This is a genomic window from Shinella sp. WSC3-e, from assembly GCF_945994535.1.
GTDB classification, from domain to species: Bacteria; Pseudomonadota; Alphaproteobacteria; order Rhizobiales; family Rhizobiaceae; genus Shinella; species Shinella yambaruensis.
In genome coordinates this window covers 3,028,778-3,045,230 of the sequence record NZ_OZ000530.1, presented here as the reverse complement: position 1 = coordinate 3,045,230, position 16,453 = coordinate 3,028,778, and the positions used below count along the sequence as shown (strand labels likewise).

General features: G+C 65.0%; 10 protein-coding genes. All 10 read right to left on the bottom strand.

What is annotated here, in order from left to right; all coding sequences use genetic code 11:
* Complete coding sequence (locus AABF56_RS15150) at positions 1-486, bottom strand: MaoC family dehydratase (protein ID WP_244768250.1); 486 nt, start codon at positions 484-486, stop codon at positions 1-3.
* A gap of 63 nt (positions 487-549) precedes the next feature.
* Positions 550-2,517, bottom strand: coding sequence for a glycogen debranching protein GlgX (gene glgX, locus AABF56_RS15145; protein ID WP_272806559.1), 1,968 nt, complete (start codon positions 2,515-2,517; stop codon positions 550-552).
* A 7-nt stretch (positions 2,518-2,524) separates the two neighbouring features.
* Positions 2,525-4,156, bottom strand: a complete 1,632-nt coding sequence (locus tag AABF56_RS15140; protein ID WP_272806558.1) for an alpha-D-glucose phosphate-specific phosphoglucomutase — start codon at positions 4,154-4,156, stop codon at positions 2,525-2,527.
* 13 nt (positions 4,157-4,169) lie between these two features.
* A complete protein-coding gene (glgA, locus tag AABF56_RS15135; RefSeq protein ID WP_272806557.1) occupies positions 4,170-5,618 on the bottom strand; it encodes a glycogen synthase GlgA in 1,449 nt (482 codons plus the stop codon).
* Positions 5,619-5,626: 8 nt separating this feature from the next.
* Positions 5,627-6,889, bottom strand: coding sequence for a glucose-1-phosphate adenylyltransferase (gene glgC / locus AABF56_RS15130; protein ID WP_244768254.1), 1,263 nt, complete (start codon positions 6,887-6,889; stop codon positions 5,627-5,629).
* Between the two features lie 22 nt (positions 6,890-6,911).
* Complete coding sequence (gene glgB, locus AABF56_RS15125; protein WP_272806556.1) at positions 6,912-9,125, bottom strand: 1,4-alpha-glucan branching protein GlgB; 2,214 nt, start codon at positions 9,123-9,125, stop codon at positions 6,912-6,914.
* The gene (locus AABF56_RS15120) at positions 9,125-11,584 is read right to left on the bottom strand and encodes a glycogen/starch/alpha-glucan phosphorylase (RefSeq protein ID WP_244768256.1); all 2,460 of its coding nucleotides are present in this window, start codon (positions 11,582-11,584) and stop codon (positions 9,125-9,127) included. The genes glgB and AABF56_RS15120 overlap by 1 nt, the downstream gene beginning before the upstream one ends.
* Positions 11,585-11,787: 203 nt before the next feature.
* A complete protein-coding gene (locus AABF56_RS15115) occupies positions 11,788-12,999 on the bottom strand; it encodes a vWA domain-containing protein (RefSeq protein ID WP_272806555.1) in 1,212 nt (403 codons plus the stop codon).
* A 141-nt stretch (positions 13,000-13,140) separates the two neighbouring features.
* Positions 13,141-14,028, bottom strand: coding sequence for a transglutaminase family protein (locus tag AABF56_RS15110; protein ID WP_244768258.1), 888 nt, complete (start codon positions 14,026-14,028; stop codon positions 13,141-13,143).
* Between the two features lie 22 nt (positions 14,029-14,050).
* Positions 14,051-16,447, bottom strand: coding sequence for a circularly permuted type 2 ATP-grasp protein (locus tag AABF56_RS15105; protein WP_443021130.1), 2,397 nt, complete (start codon positions 16,445-16,447; stop codon positions 14,051-14,053).
* Between the last annotated feature and the right edge of the window lie 6 nt (positions 16,448-16,453).

Here is a 16,453-nt window from a genome sequence, read left to right as displayed (position 1 = left end):
TTAAACGTCTTCCGGCCGATCCTTCGGATCGAACTGGATGATGGTGATCCAGTCGGCCGTGAGCGCCGGCTTGCGCTCGTCCTCGATCTCGACCGAGACGTCATAGCGGATGGTCAGCATGCCGGCGCCGCGAAAGCGGGCCTCGGCGAGCACGAAGCGGCCGCGCACGCGCGCCCCGCTTTTTACCGGGGTCATGAAGCGGACTTTTTCAAAGCCGTAGTTGATGCCCATGGTTTGTTCGATGATGCGCGGTACACAATCGTAGTTCATCGCCGACAGCAGCGAGAGCGTCAGGAAACCGTGGGCGATCGTGCCGCCGAAGGGGGTTTCGGCGGCAAGGACAGGGTCGGTGTGGATGAACTGATGGTCCTCGGTCGCATCGGCGAAACGGTCGATCATCGTCTGGTCGACGGTGAACCAGCGCGACAGGCCGAGCTCCGTGCCGACGAGGGCGGCGATGTCTTTCAGGTGAATATTGCTTGGCATGAGGCTTTCCCGCCGCTCGATTCGCGACATCCTTAAAGACCCGGTTTGTCCGGGCTGTGAAGATCAATGCTTTTCGACAAAAATCTCGACGCTGCGCGGATGAAGAAGGCTGGTCGCGGGACGGTTGACGGAAAGCAGGCTCGTCCAGCCGCGCCCCTCCGGCGGCGGCAGGGCGAGCGCCTGCTCGCCGTGCGTCCGGTTGATGGCGATCGCGAGATGAACGATCCGCTGCTGCTGTAGATCGGGCGTCTTGAGGATGGCAAGCAGGGTTCCGGCGAACGGCGCTTCCCAGTCGCCGGCCGTCATCGGCACGCCCGCGAGCGTCAGCCATTCGACATCGCCGGCGCCGCTGAGGAAGGGCGTTTCGCCGAGCGCGGCAAAGCGCTTGCGGATCGCCGAGAGCATGGCGGTGTGTTCGATCAGCCCTTCGTCCAGCTTGTCCCAATGCATCCAGGTGATGGCGTTGTCCTGGCAATAGGCGTTGTTGTTGCCCTCCTGGCTGCGTCCGCCCTCGTCGCCCGCCGTCAGCATGATCGTGCCCCGCGACAGGAAGAGGCTGGCCAGCAGCGCCTTCGTATCCGCCCGGCGGGCGGAAAGCACCGCGCCGTCCGTCGTCTCGCCCTCGGCGCCGTTGTTCCAGGAGTGGTTCTCGTTGTGGCCGTCGCGGTTGTCCTCGCCGTTCGCCTCGTTGTGCTTCACCGCATGCGAGACGAGGTCCATCAGGGTGAAGCCGTCATGGGCGGCGAGGAAATTGACCGAGCGCGTCATGTCGCCGCCATGGCGGGAGAAAATGTCCGAGGAGCCGGCGAAGGCGGTGACGAACGATCCCAGCCGATGGCTGTCGCCGCGCCAGAACGTGCGGGTGTCGTCGCGGTAGCGGTCGTTCCATTCGAGGAACGGCGCCGGGAAATTGCCGAGCTGGTAGCCGCCGGGGCCGATGTCCCAGGGTTCGGCGATCAGCACGCGGTCCTTCAGGAGCGGGTCGGCGCAGATATCGGAGAGCAGCGCGGCATGGGCGGAAAAGCCATCCGCCTCGCGCCCGAGGATCGTCGCGAGGTCGAAGCGGAAACCATCGACGCCGGCATGGCGCACGAAATGGCGCAGGCTGTCGAGCACGAGCTGGCGCACGACCGGGTGCTCGCCGGCAATGGTGTTGCCGCAGCCGGTGTCGTTGATCAGCTCGCCGGGGCGGCCCTCCACATGGCGGTAGTAGGTGAGATTGTCGAGGCCGCGCATGGAGAGCGTGGCGCCATGGCGGTCGCTCTCGCCGGAATGGTTGAAGACGAGGTCGAGGATGACGCCGATGTTTTCGGCGCGAAGCACCGCGACCGTGTCGGCGAGCTCCCGCATGCCGCCGGGCACGAGGCACGGGTCGAGCGCCATCAGGGCGATCGGGTTGTAGCCCCAGCTGTTGGAAAGGCCGAGCGGCGGCAGGTGGCGTTCGTCGATCCAGGCGGTGATCGGCATCAGTTCGACGGCGTCGACGCCGAGCCGCTTGAGATGGGCAAGCACGGCGGGATGGGCGAGCGCGCCCACGGTGCCGCGCATCCTCTCCGGCACGTCGGGGTGCAGCATGGTGAAGGCCCGCACCGCGATTTCGTAGATGAAGCCGCCGGGGCGGAAGAGCGGCGGCGCCACGCTGACGGGCCGGTCGCGCGTGACGATGGCCTTCGGCACGATCTGCGCCGTCTCCACGCCGAAGCGGGCGAGCCGGCCGTCATGAACGAAGCGGCGGTCGATCTCCCTGGCATAGGGGTCGACGAGCAGTTTCGACGGGTCGAACCACAGGCCGTGGTCGGGCGAATAGAGGCCGTCGGCGCGAAAGCCGTAGCGCGTGCCGGCGGTCACGCCTTCCACGAAGACGCGGTGGAAGCCGTTCTCGTCCCGTCCCATGGCCAGGCGGGCGAGCTCCCTGTCGCCGTCATTGTCGAACAGGCAAAGCTCGACGCGGGCGGCGTCGTGCGAATAGACCGCGAACTCCACCCCGTCCCCGGAGAGCGTGGCGCCCGGCGCGAAGGAGGGGGCGGTCATCGCCATCTCAGGTGATCACGGTCGGCGCATCGCGGCCGGTGCGGCTCCTGATGCCGGCGATCGTGTCGGCAACGGCGATAAGGTCGGCAAGGGCCTCCTGCGTGTCGATGTCGTGGCGCGCGGCGTCGGGTTCGAAGCGCTCGATATAGACGCGCAGCGTCGCGCCCGACGTGCCGGTGCCGGAGAGGCGGAAGACGACGCGCGAGCCGCCTTCGAAGAGGATGCGGATGCCCTGGTTCTTGCTGACGGACTGGTCGACCGGGTCGTTGTAGGCGAAATCGTCGGCCGTCGCGACGGTGAGGGCGCCAAAGGTCTTGCCGGGCAGCGTAGCGAGCTGGTCGCGAAGGTTCGCCATGAGGCCGTTGGCGGCCTCGGTATCGACTTCCTCGTAGTCGTGGCGGGAATAGTAGTTGCGCCCATAGGTCGCCCAGTGCTGCTTCACGATGTCGAGAACGCTCTCCTTGCGCACGGCGAGGATGTTGAGCCAGAGAAGCACGGCCCAGAGGCCGTCCTTCTCGCGCACATGGTTGGAGCCGGTGCCGGCGCTTTCCTCGCCGCAGATTGTCGCAAGGCCGGCGTCGAGCAGGTTGCCGAAGAACTTCCAGCCGGTCGGCGTCTCGTAGATGCCGATACCGAGCTTTTCCGCGACGCGGTCGGCCGCGCCGGAGGTCGGCATGGAGCGGGCGATGCCGGCAAGGCCCTTGGCATAGCCGGGAGCGAGATGGGCATTGGCGGCGAGCAGCGCGAGGCTGTCGGAGGGGGTGACGAAGATGCCCTTGCCGATGATGAGGTTGCGGTCGCCGTCGCCGTCGGAGGCCGCGCCGAAATCCGGCGCGTCGTCGGCCATCATCGTCTCGTAGAGGGCGCGGGCGTGCACGAGGTTGGGGTCCGGATGGTGGCCGCCGAAATCCGGCAGCGGCATGAAGTTCAGCACCGAGCCCTTGGTGGCGCCGAGGCGGTTTTCCAGGATCTCCTTGGCATAGGGGCCGGTGACGGCGCTCATCGCGTCGAAGACGATGCGGAAACCGCCGGAAAGCAGGGCGCGGATGGCGGCGAAGTCGAAGAGTTGCTCCATCAGCTCGGCATAGTCGGAGACGGGATCGATGACGGTGATGGTCATGCCCTCGATCTCGTGTGTGCCTTCAAGATCGAGGTTCACGTCCGCGACGTCGGCGATCTTGTAGCTGTCGATGGATTTCGTGCGGGCGAAGATCGCATCGGTGATCTTTTCGGGTGCCGGGCCGCCGTTGCCGATATTGTACTTGATGCCGAAGTCCTCGGTCGGGCCACCGGGATTGTGGCTGGCCGACAGCACGATGCCGCCGAAGGCCTTGTACTTGCGGATGACGTTGGAGGCGGCGGGCGTCGAAAGGATGCCGCCACGGCCGACGAGCACGCGGCCGAAGCCATTGGCCGCCGCCATCTTGATGGCGAGCTGGATGACCTCGCGGTTGTAGTAGCGGCCGTCGCCGCCGATCACCAGCGTCTCGCCGGCAAACCCCTCCAGCGAATCGAAGATCGACTGGATGAAGTTCTCCGCATAGTTCGCCTGCTGGAAGACGGGGACCTTCTTGCGCAGGCCCGAGGTGCCGGGCTTCTGGTCGGAATAGGGCGTGGTCGATACGGTCTTGATGGTCATCGGCTCATACTCGTCAGGAAGGGTTGGCTCGCGAAAGCAGGCTGGAATAGAGATCGGCATAGCGCGCGGCGCTGTTTTCCCAGGAAACGTCCGACTTCATGCCCTGGTTCTGGATGCGGGCCCAGATTTTCGGCTCGCGCCAGGCCTTGAAGACGCGGCGCAGCGCTTGGCGCAGGCCCTCGGCATTGATCGGCGTGAACTGGAAGCCCGTGGCGACGCGGGCGGAAAGGGCGGCCTCGTTGGCGTCGATGACGGTGTCTGCGAGGCCGCCGGTGCGCGCGACGACGGGGATGCAGCCGTAGCGCAGGCCATAGAGCTGGGTGAGGCCGCAGGGCTCGAAGCGGGAAGGGATGAGGATGGCGTCGGCACCGGCCTGCATGAGATGCGACAGCGGCTCGTTGTAGCCGATGACGATGCCGATGCGGCCGCGATGGCGGGAGGCCGCAGCGAGCAGTGCGCCTTCCAGGCCCTGGTCGCCGGAGCCGAGCACGGCGAGCTTGCCGCCCTGATCGACGATCCAGTCGGCAACCTCGGCGATGAGGTCGATGCCCTTCTGCCAGGTGAGGCGGCTGATGACGCAGAAGACCGGGCCGTCGTCCTGTTCGAGATTGAAGCGCTCGGCGAGCGCCCGGCGATTGACTGCGCGCTGTTTCAGCGAGCCGGCGGCATAGGGGCGGGCGATGTTCGTGTCGGCCTCGGGGTTCCAGACGGCGATGTCGATGCCGTTGACGATGCCGACGAGGTCGCTGGCGCGGGCATTGATCAGGCCCTCGAGACCCATGCCGTAGTCCGCTGTCATGATCTCGTGCGCATAGGTGGGGCTGACCGTGGTGATCGACCAGGCGGTGCGCAGCCCGCCCTTGAGGAAGCCGACGTCGCCGTAATATTCGAGCCCGTCGACGGTGAAGGCTTCCGGCGGCAGGCCGAGGGCCGGGAAGATGTCGGCACCGAACTGGCCCTGGAAGGCGAGGTTGTGCACGGTGACCACGGTGGGAATGTGCTGCAGGCCGGTATAGCGCATGTAGACCGCGGTCATCGCCGCCTGCCAGTCATGGGCATGCACGATGTCCGGCCGCCAGTCCGCCAGCAGGCCGCGGGCGATTTCGGCGCCCGCGAAGGACAGTGCGGCAAAGCGCTGCCAGTTGTCGATGAAGTCCTTGCCCGTGGCATCCGTATAGGGCCCGCCCGGCCGGTCGAAGAAGCCGGGCGCATCGAGCACGAGGATGTCGAGGCCCTCGTGCCGGGTGGCGAGGATGCGTGCGGGTTCGCCGAGAAGGTCGTCGAAGGTGGCGACCAGCTCGACGCTTCCCAGCCGCTGCATGACCGCGGGATAACCGGGCATGAGCGTGCGCATGTGCATTCCATGCCCGGCGAGTGCGATCGGCAATGCGCCGGCGACGTCGGCGAGGCCTCCCGTCTTGATCAGCGGGAATACTTCGGATGCCACCGAAAGGATGTTCATGAGGACGACTAGAGCTCCAGCTTGTCGATCATGGGTTGGGTGATGAGGCAGACGCCGCCCTCCGACCGGCGGAAGCGCTTGGCATCGAGCACCGGATCCTCGCCGACGACGAGGCCTTCCGGAATGACGACGCCCCGGTCGATGACGACGTTCCTGAGGTTCGCATGGCGGCCGATCAGGACGTTGGGCAGCACGACGGCGCCTTCGAGGCGGGAATAGGAATTGGCGCGCACGCCGGTGAAGAGGAGGCTTCGGTGCAGCGTCGAGCCGGAGATGATGCAATCGCCCGAGACGAGCGAGGAGATCGCCGAGCCGCGGCGGTTCTCGTCGTCATGCACGAACTTTGCCGGCGGCTTGATCTCGGCGAAGGTCCAGATCGGCCAGGAGCCGTCGTAGATGTCGAGTTCCGGGGTGATGTCGGTGAGGTCGATATTGGCCTGCCAATAGGCATCGACCGTGCCGACGTCGCGCCAGTAGGCCTCGCGCTCGAAATCCGAACGCACGCAGGAGGCGGTGAAGCGATGGGCGACGGCTTTGCCGTGCTCGACGATATAGGGGATGATGTCCTTGCCGAAGTCGCGGCTCGACGTCGGGTCTGCGGCGTCGCGGCGCAGGAGGTCCATCAGGAACTTGGTGTGGAAGACATAGATGCCCATGGAGGCGAGCGCCATGTCGGGATTGCCGGGAATGGCCGGCGGGTCGGCCGGCTTTTCCACGAAGGCGATGATCTGGTCCTTGTCGTCGACATGCATGACGCCGAAGCCGGTCGCCTCCATGCGCGGCACTTCCAGGCAGCCGATGGTGACCTGCGCGCCGGAATCGACGTGCTGCTGGAGCATCAGCTCATAGTCCATCTTGTAGATATGGTCGCCGGCGAGGATGACCATGTATTCGACGCCGTAGTCCTCGATGATGTCGATGTTCTGGTAGACGGCGTCGGCGGTGCCCTCGTACCACTGCGTTTCGGACACGCGCTGGCTGGCGGGCAGGATGTCGAAGCTCTCGTTGCGCTCGGGCCGGAAGAAGTTCCAGCCGCGCTGCAGGTGGCGGATCAGCGAATGCGCCTTGTACTGGGTGGCGACGCCGATGCGGCGGATGCCGGAATTCAGCGCATTGGAGAGGGCGAAATCGATGATGCGCGCCTTGCCGCCGAAATAGACGGCGGGCTTGGCGCGCCGGTCGGTCAGTTCCTTGAGGCGGCTGCCGCGGCCCCCCGCCAGAACATAGGCCATCGCGTCACGGGCGAGGGGTTGAATCCGCTTTTGCTCCATAGTGTCCTCCCGACAGTCGAAATTATGCGTCCAGCTCGAGCATCAGCGTCGCCAGGGGCGGCAGGGTGATCGTGGCTGCTATTCTTCCATTTGCGTTTTTCTTGGCCTGCACGGCGCCGCCATTGCCTTTGCCGCTGCCGCCGTAGATCTCGGCGTCGGTGTTGAGGATTTCCCGCCAGCGGCCCTCCACCGGCAGCGGGACCCCGTAGTTCTCGCGGTAGACGGGGGTGAAGTTGGTGACGACGGCGATCGGCTTCTCGCCCGGTGCCTTGCGCAGCCAGGCGAAGACGGAATTCTCCCGGTCGTCGGCGATCAGCCATTCGAAGCCGTCGCCCTCGCAGTCGCGCGCATGCAGCGCCGCCTTGCGGCGGTAGGTGCCGTTGAGATCCCGCACCAGCCGGCGCATGCCCTCGTGCAGCGGATATTCGAGCAGGTTCCAGTCGAGGGCGCGCGCCTCGCTCCATTCCTGCCATTGCGCGAATTCCTGGCCCATGAAGAGCAGCTTCTTGCCGGGATAGCCCCACATGAAGCCGTAATAGGCGCGCAGGTTCGCGAATTTCTGCCAGTCGTCGCCCGCCATCTTGGCGATCAGCGAGCCCTTGCCGTGCACGACCTCGTCATGGCTGAGCGGCAGAACGAAGTTCTCCGTGAAGGCATAGATGAGGCCGAAGGTCATGTCGTTGTGGTGGAACTTGCGGTGTACCGGCTCGCGCGACAGGTACTGCAGCGTGTCGTGCATGAAGCCCATGTTCCACTTGAAGCCGAAGCCGAGGCCGCCGTCGTGCACCGGCGCCGAAACCTTCGGCCAGGAGGTCGATTCCTCCGCGATGGTCAGGATGCCGGGATGGGCGGCATAGACATGGCTGTTCATCGATTGCAGGAAGCGCACGGCCTCCAGGTTCTCGTTGCCGCCATATTCGTTCGGCACCCACTCGCCGTGCTTGCGCGAATAGTCGAGATAGAGCATCGAGGCGACCGCATCGACGCGCAGGCCGTCGAGATGGAACTTTTCCGCCCAGTAGAGCGCGTTGTTGATGAGGTAGGCCAGAACCTCCGCGCGGCCGAAATTGTAGATCGCGGTGTTCCAGTCCGGGTGAAAGCCTTGCCGCGGGTCCTCGTGCTCGTAGAGCGCGGTGCCGTCGAAATGGCGCAGGCCGTGCGCATCGGTCGGAAAATGCGCCGGCACCCAGTCGAGGATGACGCCGATGCCCACCTTGTGGCAGCCGTTGACGAAGCGGGCAAAACCTTCCGGCTCGCCGAAGCGGGCGGTCGGCGAATAGAGGCCGGTCGTCTGGTAGCCCCAGGAGGGGTCGAAGGGGTATTCGGTGATCGGCAGGAACTCGATATGGGTGAAGCCCATGTCGACGCAATAGGGGATCAGACGGCTCGCCAGCTCGTCCCAGGTGAGGAAGTCGCCATTGTCGTTCTTCTGCCAGGAGCCGGCATGCACCTCGTAGATCGAGATCGGCTGGCGGCGGGCGTCGGCTGCGGCCCAGTGCGCAAGGTGCGCCGCGTCTTCCCAGGTCTGGTCGATCGGCCCTGTCGTCATGGAGGCGTTGGCGGGGCGCAGCTCCGAGCGGCGGGCAAAGGGGTCGGCCTTCAGCGGCAGGACCTCGCCGTTGATGCCGACGATCTCGTATTTGTAGGCGTGGCCGATGGTGATGCCGGGCAGGAAGATTTCCCAGATGCCGGTGTCGCGGCGCAGCCGCATCGCATTCAGCCGGCCGTCCCAATTGTTGAAATTGCCGACGATGGAGACCCGCTTGGCATTCGGCGCCCAGACGGCGAAGTGGAACCCCTCGATGCCGTCGAGCGTCATCGGATGGGCGCCGAGCTTGTCGAAGAGGCGAAGGTGCGAACCCTCGCGGATGTAGTAGTCGTCCATCGGGCCGAGCACCGGGCCGAAGGAATAGGGGTCGATCACCACCCACTCGCCGCCGACATTTCTGGCGCGGTAGCGGATCGGCTGGAGCTTCTTGACGGAGACCTCGCCGGCGAAGATGCCGGCCGGATCGACCTGCGTCAGCTCGCCGATCTCCTTGCCGGAGAGCGTCTCGGCGGTTACCTCAGCCGCGCCGGGCAGGAAGCAGCGGGCGACATAGCCCTCGCCGGCCGCATGCAGGCCGAGCACGGCGAACGGGTCCCAGTGCCGGCTCTCCAAGATCGCGTCGATGTCCGCCTTCGCCAGAAGCTCTGACGGCCCACCCGTCGTGCCTGTTTTTGGCGATGCGGTCATCAAGCTCTCCAGATTTCCTTGGCGTATTGGCGGATGGTGCGGTCGGACGAGAACCAGCCCATGCGGGCCGTGTTGCGGATGGTCTTGGAGTACCAGGATGCCTTGTCGGTCCAGATGGCGTCGACATCGCGCTGGGCCTTGGCATAGGCGTCGAAATCGGCCGCCACCATGAACCAGTCGTGATTGTAGAGACCGTCGACGAGACCGGCGAAACGGTTGCGGTCATCGGGCGAGAAGACGCCCGAGGAGATCGCGGCGAGCGCCTGCGACAGCTCCTTCGACTGCTCGATGATGGCGCGCGGATTGTGCCCCTCGGCCCTGACCTTCGCCACTTCCTCCGCCGTCATGCCGAAGATCACGATGTTCTCCTCGCCCACATGGTCGCGCATCTCGACATTGGCCCCGTCGAGCGTGCCGATTGTCAGCGCCCCGTTCAACGCGAACTTCATGTTGCCGGTTCCGGACGCTTCCATGCCGGCGGTGGAAATCTGTTCCGAGAGGTCGGCGGCAGGCACCATGATCTCGGCGAGCGAGACATTGTAGTTCGGTACGAAGACGACCTTGAGCAGGCCGCGCACGGCCGGATCGTTGTTGATCACCTTGGCCACGTCGTTGGCGAGCTTGATGATCAGCTTGGCATTGTGGTAGCTCGGCGCCGCCTTGCCCGCGAAGAGTTTTACGCGGGGGACCCAGTCGAGTTCGGGATGCGAGCGGATCTGGTCGTAGAGCGCCACGGCCTCGATGATGTTGAGCAGCTGGCGCTTGTATTCGTGGATGCGCTTGATCTGGATGTCGAACATCGCGGCGGGGTCGATCCTCACGCCCATGCGGCTGCCGACGAGATTGGCGAGGCGGTTCTTGTTCTCCCGCTTGATCGCCGCGAAACGCTCCTGGAAATCCCGGTTGTCGGCGAAGGCGTCGAGTGCCTTCAGCGCTTCGGCGTCGTCCATGAAGGCATCGCCGATCGCTTCGCGGATCAGGTTGAAGAGACCCGGATTGCACTGCATCAGCCAGCGGCGCGGCGTAATGCCGTTGGTCTTGTTGTTGATGCGGTCCGGATAGAGATTGTGCAGGTCGGCGAAGACCGTTTCCTTCATCAATTCGGTATGCAGCGCCGAGACGCCGTTGATCGAGTGCGAGCCGACGAAGGCGAGGTTGCCCATGCGCACGCGCCGCTCGCCCGATTCCTCGATCAGCGAGATGTTGCGGATGCGCTGGTCCTCGAAACCCTTCTCCTTGCGCGCCTCGACGAGGATCTTGGCGTTGATCGCGTAGACGATCTGCATGTGGCGCGGCAGCAGCCGCTCGAGCAGAGGCACGGGCCAGCTTTCCAGCGCTTCCGGCAGCAGCGTGTGGTTGGTGTAGGAGAAGGTGCGGTGGGCGATGTCCCAGGCGACGTCGAACGCGATGCCGTGCACGTCGGTGAGCAGGCGCACCAGTTCGGCGACGGAAATGGCCGGATGCGTATCGTTGAGCTGGATCGCCACGGCATCCGGCAGCGAGGAGAAATCCGGATATTGCTGGAGATGACGACGCAGGATGTCCTGCAGCGAGGCGGAGCAGAAGAAGAACTCCTGCCTGAGGCGAAGCTCCTGGCCGGCGGAGGTGGCGTCGGCCGGGTAGAGGACGCGCGTCAGGCTTTCCGCCTTGTTGCTCTCGCGCAGCGCGCCGATATGGTCGCCGGCATTGAAGGCGTCGAGCAGGATCGGATCGATCGGGTTGGCGGCCCACAGGCGCAGCGTGTTGACGCGCTTGGCCCGCCAGCCGACGGCCGGCGTGTCATAGGCCGTCGCGATGACGCGCTCGGCCGGCTTCCAGACGAAGCGCTGCTTGTCCTCGCCGATATTGATCGTCTCGACGGAGCCACCGAAGCCGATCTCGTAGGAGCTCTCGCGCCGCTCGAATTCCCAGGGATTGCCGTGGGCGAGCCAGGTTTCCGGCAGCTCCACCTGCCAGCCGTCCGCCATCTGCTGGCGGAAGAGACCGTGCACGTAGCGGATGCCGTAGCCATAGGCCGGCACATCGACGGTCGCCATGCTCTCCATGAAACAGGCGGCAAGGCGCCCGAGACCGCCATTGCCGAGGGCGGCATCGGGCTCCAGCTCGGCGATGATGTCGAGATCGACGCCGAGCGAGGCGAGCGCGTGGCGCATCTCGTCCATGATGCCGATATTCGTCATGGCGTCGCGCATCAGGCGGCCGATGAGGAATTCGAGCGAGAGGTAATAGACCCGCTTCGCACCCGTCGAATAGGTCCGGCGGGTGGAATCCATCCACTTGTCGGTGATGCGGTCACGCGCCACAAGGATGGCCGCCGTCAGCCAGTCATGCGGCTTGGCGACTTTCGGGTCCTTGCCGATACGGTATTTGAGGCGCTCCAGGAGTTCCGTCGCGAGCTGTTCGCGATCCGACGATCGGAGGGCCGGGGCGAGATCGTTGTTGGTAACCCGGTTCATCATCGGCGAACTTTGCCCCCTCGCATTCTGTGCGTCTGTTCTCGCGAAAGTCGCGTTTAAATCAATTTATGCATCTATCCGAAGCGCTTGCAACATGCTTTTCAAGAAGGGCCGCATGCATTTTCGACATGCCTGAAACACGTTGAATATGCTAAAAAACCCGCTGTGCCGGCACAGCGGGTTCGTTGTCGGAAGGGCTTTTGTGCTTAACGGGTCAAGCGGGACACAACTGCCGATGCGCGTTCGCCGATGGCCTTGAACGCAGCGACCAGCTCGTCCATGCGCTCTGCGGCGAAGTAGTTCTCCGGCGAGCTCACGCAGGCCTGCAGCAGCTGCTGGCCGCGGGTCGGCGCCATGAAGGCCACGCCATAAACGACCATTCCGGCGGCTTTTGCCTTGGTGCAGGTTTGCTTCGTCGTGGTGTCGTCGGCGGTGTAGTTGTTGTTACCGTCCGTCATCAGGATGATGTACTTGGTCGGTACCTGGCCGTTTTTCTTCTTGTGCTCGGTGTTTTCAGTCGATGCGTTGAGCTTGTTGTAGGCTGCGGCCATGGCGTCGCTGGAACTCGTCCCGCCGCCGGCGGAGAGGGCGTTGACCTGGGTGAGCGACGCCGCCGTGCCCCAGGCGAGGTTGTAGGCCGTCGACATTTCAATATTGTACGACACCGTTCCTGTTCGCACGAACTTCGTACTCGGGTCGGCAGCATTGAGCTGGGTGAAGAGGCTTGCCGCCGCCAGCTTCAATGCTTCGATCTTCTTGATGTAGCAGGGGCTGATCGGGTTGTTCTTTATCAGCCGTCCAGTGTCGTCATATTGATAGCAGCTGTTGACGGAGGTGTTCTTCTCCGTGGTGTTCGCGAGCATCGAGCCGGATTTGTCCAGGACGAGATACATCGAAAGCGCGTTCTTGGATTCGGTCGCGCTCTCGGCGAAGCTCTTTGTCGTCAGCGTCGCTGATTCCTGGCCGAGCAGCCGGGTAAAGGGCGTGAAGTAAATCTTTCGGCTGGACGTCACTTCGATCTTGAAGGACTTGCCGGTTCCCGCTGTCGCTTCTTCGGTTATGAGCACTTCGCTGTTGGCGCCGATATCGGCAGCGTCATCGTCCCCGGACGGATCCTTTTCGCTACCGTCCACGGCGGCGCCGCCCGCCATTTGCGTTTTGATGAACGACAAGGCCAGGAGCTTGGCGTCCGAGGCCAGCATGCCGTCATTGGCCATGGCGGAGGCCGCGGCAAGTGCGGCCGCGTCGGTGGCGTCCTGCAGTTCGGCCTTCGCCAGCACCATGCTGGTCAGGTCCATGGCGACACCGCCGGCTGCCAGCATGACCGGGAAGACGAGCGCCGTCATCATGCCGAAATTGCCACCGCGGTCACGCCGGAGGCGGGAGATCCAAGTCTTTCTTTCCGTGTTCTTCGTCATGAGAATTCACCCACCATCTTCATAATGTGGGGCGACGCTAGCAGCGAAGTGTTATTTAACGGTTCGGGCGCGTGGTATAGTTTTCGTAAAATTGCGCGGACCCTGAAAATCCGGCCTTTCCGGCTGTTTCCAAACGGGATTTCATGCCGTCTGGCGCACCGGGATGACGTCGACGGCCTGGTTCGTCTTGTGCTGGCCGTAGCCCTTCAGGACGCCGATGACGGGGGCGACGTCGGCATAGTCGCGACCACAGGCGACGACGATATGGTCGGTGCCGGCGGGGATGTTGTTGGTCGGGTCGAGTTCCATCCAGCCGTTCACCCGGCCGCACCAGTAGCGCACCCAGGCATGCATCGCGTCCGCCCCCTCCAGCCGTTCCTTGCCCGGCGGCGGAATGGTGCGAAGGAACCCGCTGACATAACCGGCGGGGATGCCGAGGCTGCGCAGCGCCACGATCATCACATGGCTGAAATCCTGGCAGACGCCGCGTTTCAGCTTGAAGGCCTCGCGTGGGGTCGTGTCGACATTGGTGGCCTTCGGGTCGTAGGTGAAGTCCTTGTGGATGCGCGCGCAGATGGCCGTCGCGATGGCCCGGATCGTCATGTCCGGTTTGACGATGGACCGGGCGTATTCGGCAATTTCAGGGCAGTCCTTCAGCCGCGGGCTCGGCCCTGTATAGTGGTGCGGCGAGCCGGCATCGAGCGACCAGTAGTTCGCGATATCCTCCGGCAGGTCCGCGACGCGCGGGGAGAAGTCGGCGGCCGGCTCCGGCATGTCGACATGCACGCGCGCCTGCATGCGGATGTCGAGCCGCTCATGCGCGTTGCGGAAGAGGATGGCGCTCATCGGATTTTCGAAGAAGTCGGTGTGGTCGACCCGCTCACCGGGGCTTGGTGTGACGCCGACCGTGCCGGCAATCAGCCGCTGGCGCCCGCCGATCGACAGCGGCAGCACGCGCACGATATGCCGCCCGCCGGAAACCGGCGTGTCGTAGAGGTAGCTGATATGGAGGTTGACGTCGTAGAGCATGGTTTCGGCGCCTCCCCCTCGCTCAGCTCAGATAGGTTTGCGCAAGAATGTCGGACAGCTTCTCGAGTTCCGTCTCGAAGCGCTTGTAGACCGCGTCCGTCATCGTTTCCGGCGTCATCACCGCGAGCCCCGCATGCAGCCGCATCGCCTCGCGGTAGAAGGGCGACATCTGGCCGTTGGCATAGGCGTTCGGCAGCTGCTCGACTTCGTTCTTGATCTCGTTCAGCTGGTAGAGGATCGAGCGCGGGTTGAGCGGGTCGAGCGCGAGGAGGTCCGTGACCGTGAGGCGCGCGGTCGCGACATTGTAGCGGCGGCGATGGGTCATGACGCTGTCGCCGATCTCCAGGAGCATGTCGAGCGCGCCGTCGGGCGCATCCTCGCCGGACATGTGGCCGAGCAGGCGCGTCATGTGCAGGCCGCGTTCGAGATAGCGGCCGATGGAGAGGAAACGCCAGCCTGTGAAGCGGTACATGTTCTCGTGCACGAGACCGGCGAAGCCCGCGAGCTTGCGCAACAGGACGGTCATGGCGCGCGTCGCGTCGTCGCCGGCCTGGACATTGACATGGAAACGGCGGGCTGTCTTCGACAGGTCGTTCAGCGCCAGCCAGCCATCCGGCGAGAAACGGTCGCGGATATTGCTGGCGGAGAAGACCGCGCTGTCGATGTTGCGGATGAGGCTCGTCGGCACGGCCTCCGACGTGTCGATGTCGAGCGCTTCCAGATAGTCGGTGACGTCCTTCAGCAGCGGCTGCCCGGGATTGGCATATTCGGCGTAGCGGCCGTGCCAGGCGCGCAGGATGCGCAAGGCGCCTTCCGCCCGCTCGATGTAGCGGCCGAGCCAGAAAAGGTTGTCGGCCGCGCGGCTCGGCAGGCTGCCGGGCATGTTGCGGATGAAGACCTCTTCGGCGGGCAGCAGCGAGGTGCGCTCGACGGGCTTCTGGCTGACGATCCAGACATCGGCGGCCGAGCCGCCTTTCTGCATGGCGATGGCCGCCACATTGTCGCCGGCGCCGATACGGGCGAAGCCGCCGGGCATGATCTGCCAGCCGTCGCGCGTGCGGGCGGCGAAGACGCGCAGCGACATCGGCCGCGGCACGAGCTTGCCGTCGACGAAGGCGGGCGTGGTGGAGAGCGTGACGGCCTCCTGGCCGACCAGCTTTGCGCCATCGCTCGCCAGCCACTCGGCAATCGATTGCTTGGCGGTGTCGCGCAGCGTCGATCCGAGTACGGACTGTTCGTTGTCGTCGAAGAAGGGGCGTGTCGAATAGGCTGGGCCGATGACCATGCGCTCGATATGGGCCGCGACGTGCTCCCGCTCGTCCTTCTGGCCGCACCACCAGGTGGCCACGGACGGCAGGAGCTGGTCCTCGCCGAGCAGCTGGCGACAGATGTTCGGCAGGAAGGCGAGGAAGGCACGGGTCTCGACGATGCCGGCGCCGAGCGCGTTGACGAAGGTGACGGAGCCGGCGCGCAGCGCCTCGACCATGCCGGGCGTGCCGATATGCGAGTTCTGGTTCAGTTCCAGCGGGTCGGCGAAGGCGGCGTCGAGCCGCCGCCACAGTACGCCGATGGGCTTGAGGCCTGCGACGGTGCGCACCATGACCCTGCCGCCGACGACCGTCAGGTCCTCGCCCTCCAGCAGCATGAAACCGAGATAGCGGGCGATATAGGCGTGTTCGAAATAAGTCTCGTTGGCAAGGCCCGGCGTCAGGACGGCGATGCGGTCCTCGGCCGATTTGTTGGCCTGCAGCGTGGTGCGGAAGGCGCCGAAGAAACCGGCGAGGCGGTGGACATGGGTTTCCGCATAGACGTCGGAGAAGGCGCGGGTCGTCGCCACGCGGTTCTCCAGCGCGAAGCCGGCGCCGGAGGGGGCCTGCGTGCGGTCGGAAAGCACCCACCAGTTGCCGTCAGGCCCGCGGCCGATCTCGAAGGAGACGAAATGCAGGAAATGCCGGCCGGCGGGATGCACGCCGACGAGCGGGCGCAGGAACTCGCTGTTGGAGGCAACAAGCGCGGGCGGCAGCAGGCCGTTCGCGACGAGCTCGTTCTTGCCATAGATGTCGGCGACGACGGCTTCCAGCAGCTCGGCGCGCTGGATGAGGCCGCGCGAGAGGGTTTCCCACTCGGCTTCGTCGATCAGCACCGGAATGTGCGAGAGCGGCCAGGCGCGGTCGCTGCCCGCCTCCTTGCCATAGGCGCGGTAGAAGACGCCGGCATCGCGCAGGTAGCGGTCGGCGCGGGCGAAGCGGCCGGCAAGGTCGGCCTCGTCCATGCGGCCGAGCGCGTTCAGGAAATGCCGCCAGACGGGGCGGACCACGCCCTCGGTGCCGACCATCTCGTCGGCCACGCCAGGAAACGGGGCGTAGATGCGTGCCGCCTCGGCCGTCCTGCGTTCCGCCTCCGCACTCGTGGTTTTCAATCCATT

Coding starts and splice junctions, on each gene's coding strand:
- glgB (WP_272806556.1), bottom strand. CDS start 9,125: ATGACCGCATCGCCAAAAACAGGCACGACGGGTGGGCCGTCAGAGCTT.
- AABF56_RS15110 (WP_244768258.1), bottom strand. CDS start 14,028: ATGCTCTACGACGTCAACCTCCATATCAGCTACCTCTACGACACGCCG.
- AABF56_RS15150 (WP_244768250.1), bottom strand. CDS start 486: ATGCCAAGCAATATTCACCTGAAAGACATCGCCGCCCTCGTCGGCACG.
- AABF56_RS15120 (WP_244768256.1), bottom strand. CDS start 11,584: ATGATGAACCGGGTTACCAACAACGATCTCGCCCCGGCCCTCCGATCG.
- glgA (WP_272806557.1), bottom strand. CDS start 5,618: ATGAACATCCTTTCGGTGGCATCCGAAGTATTCCCGCTGATCAAGACG.
- AABF56_RS15140 (WP_272806558.1), bottom strand. CDS start 4,156: ATGACCATCAAGACCGTATCGACCACGCCCTATTCCGACCAGAAGCCC.
- glgC (WP_244768254.1), bottom strand. CDS start 6,889: ATGGAGCAAAAGCGGATTCAACCCCTCGCCCGTGACGCGATGGCCTAT.
- glgX (WP_272806559.1), bottom strand. CDS start 2,517: ATGACCGCCCCCTCCTTCGCGCCGGGCGCCACGCTCTCCGGGGACGGG.
- AABF56_RS15115 (WP_272806555.1), bottom strand. CDS start 12,999: ATGACGAAGAACACGGAAAGAAAGACTTGGATCTCCCGCCTCCGGCGT.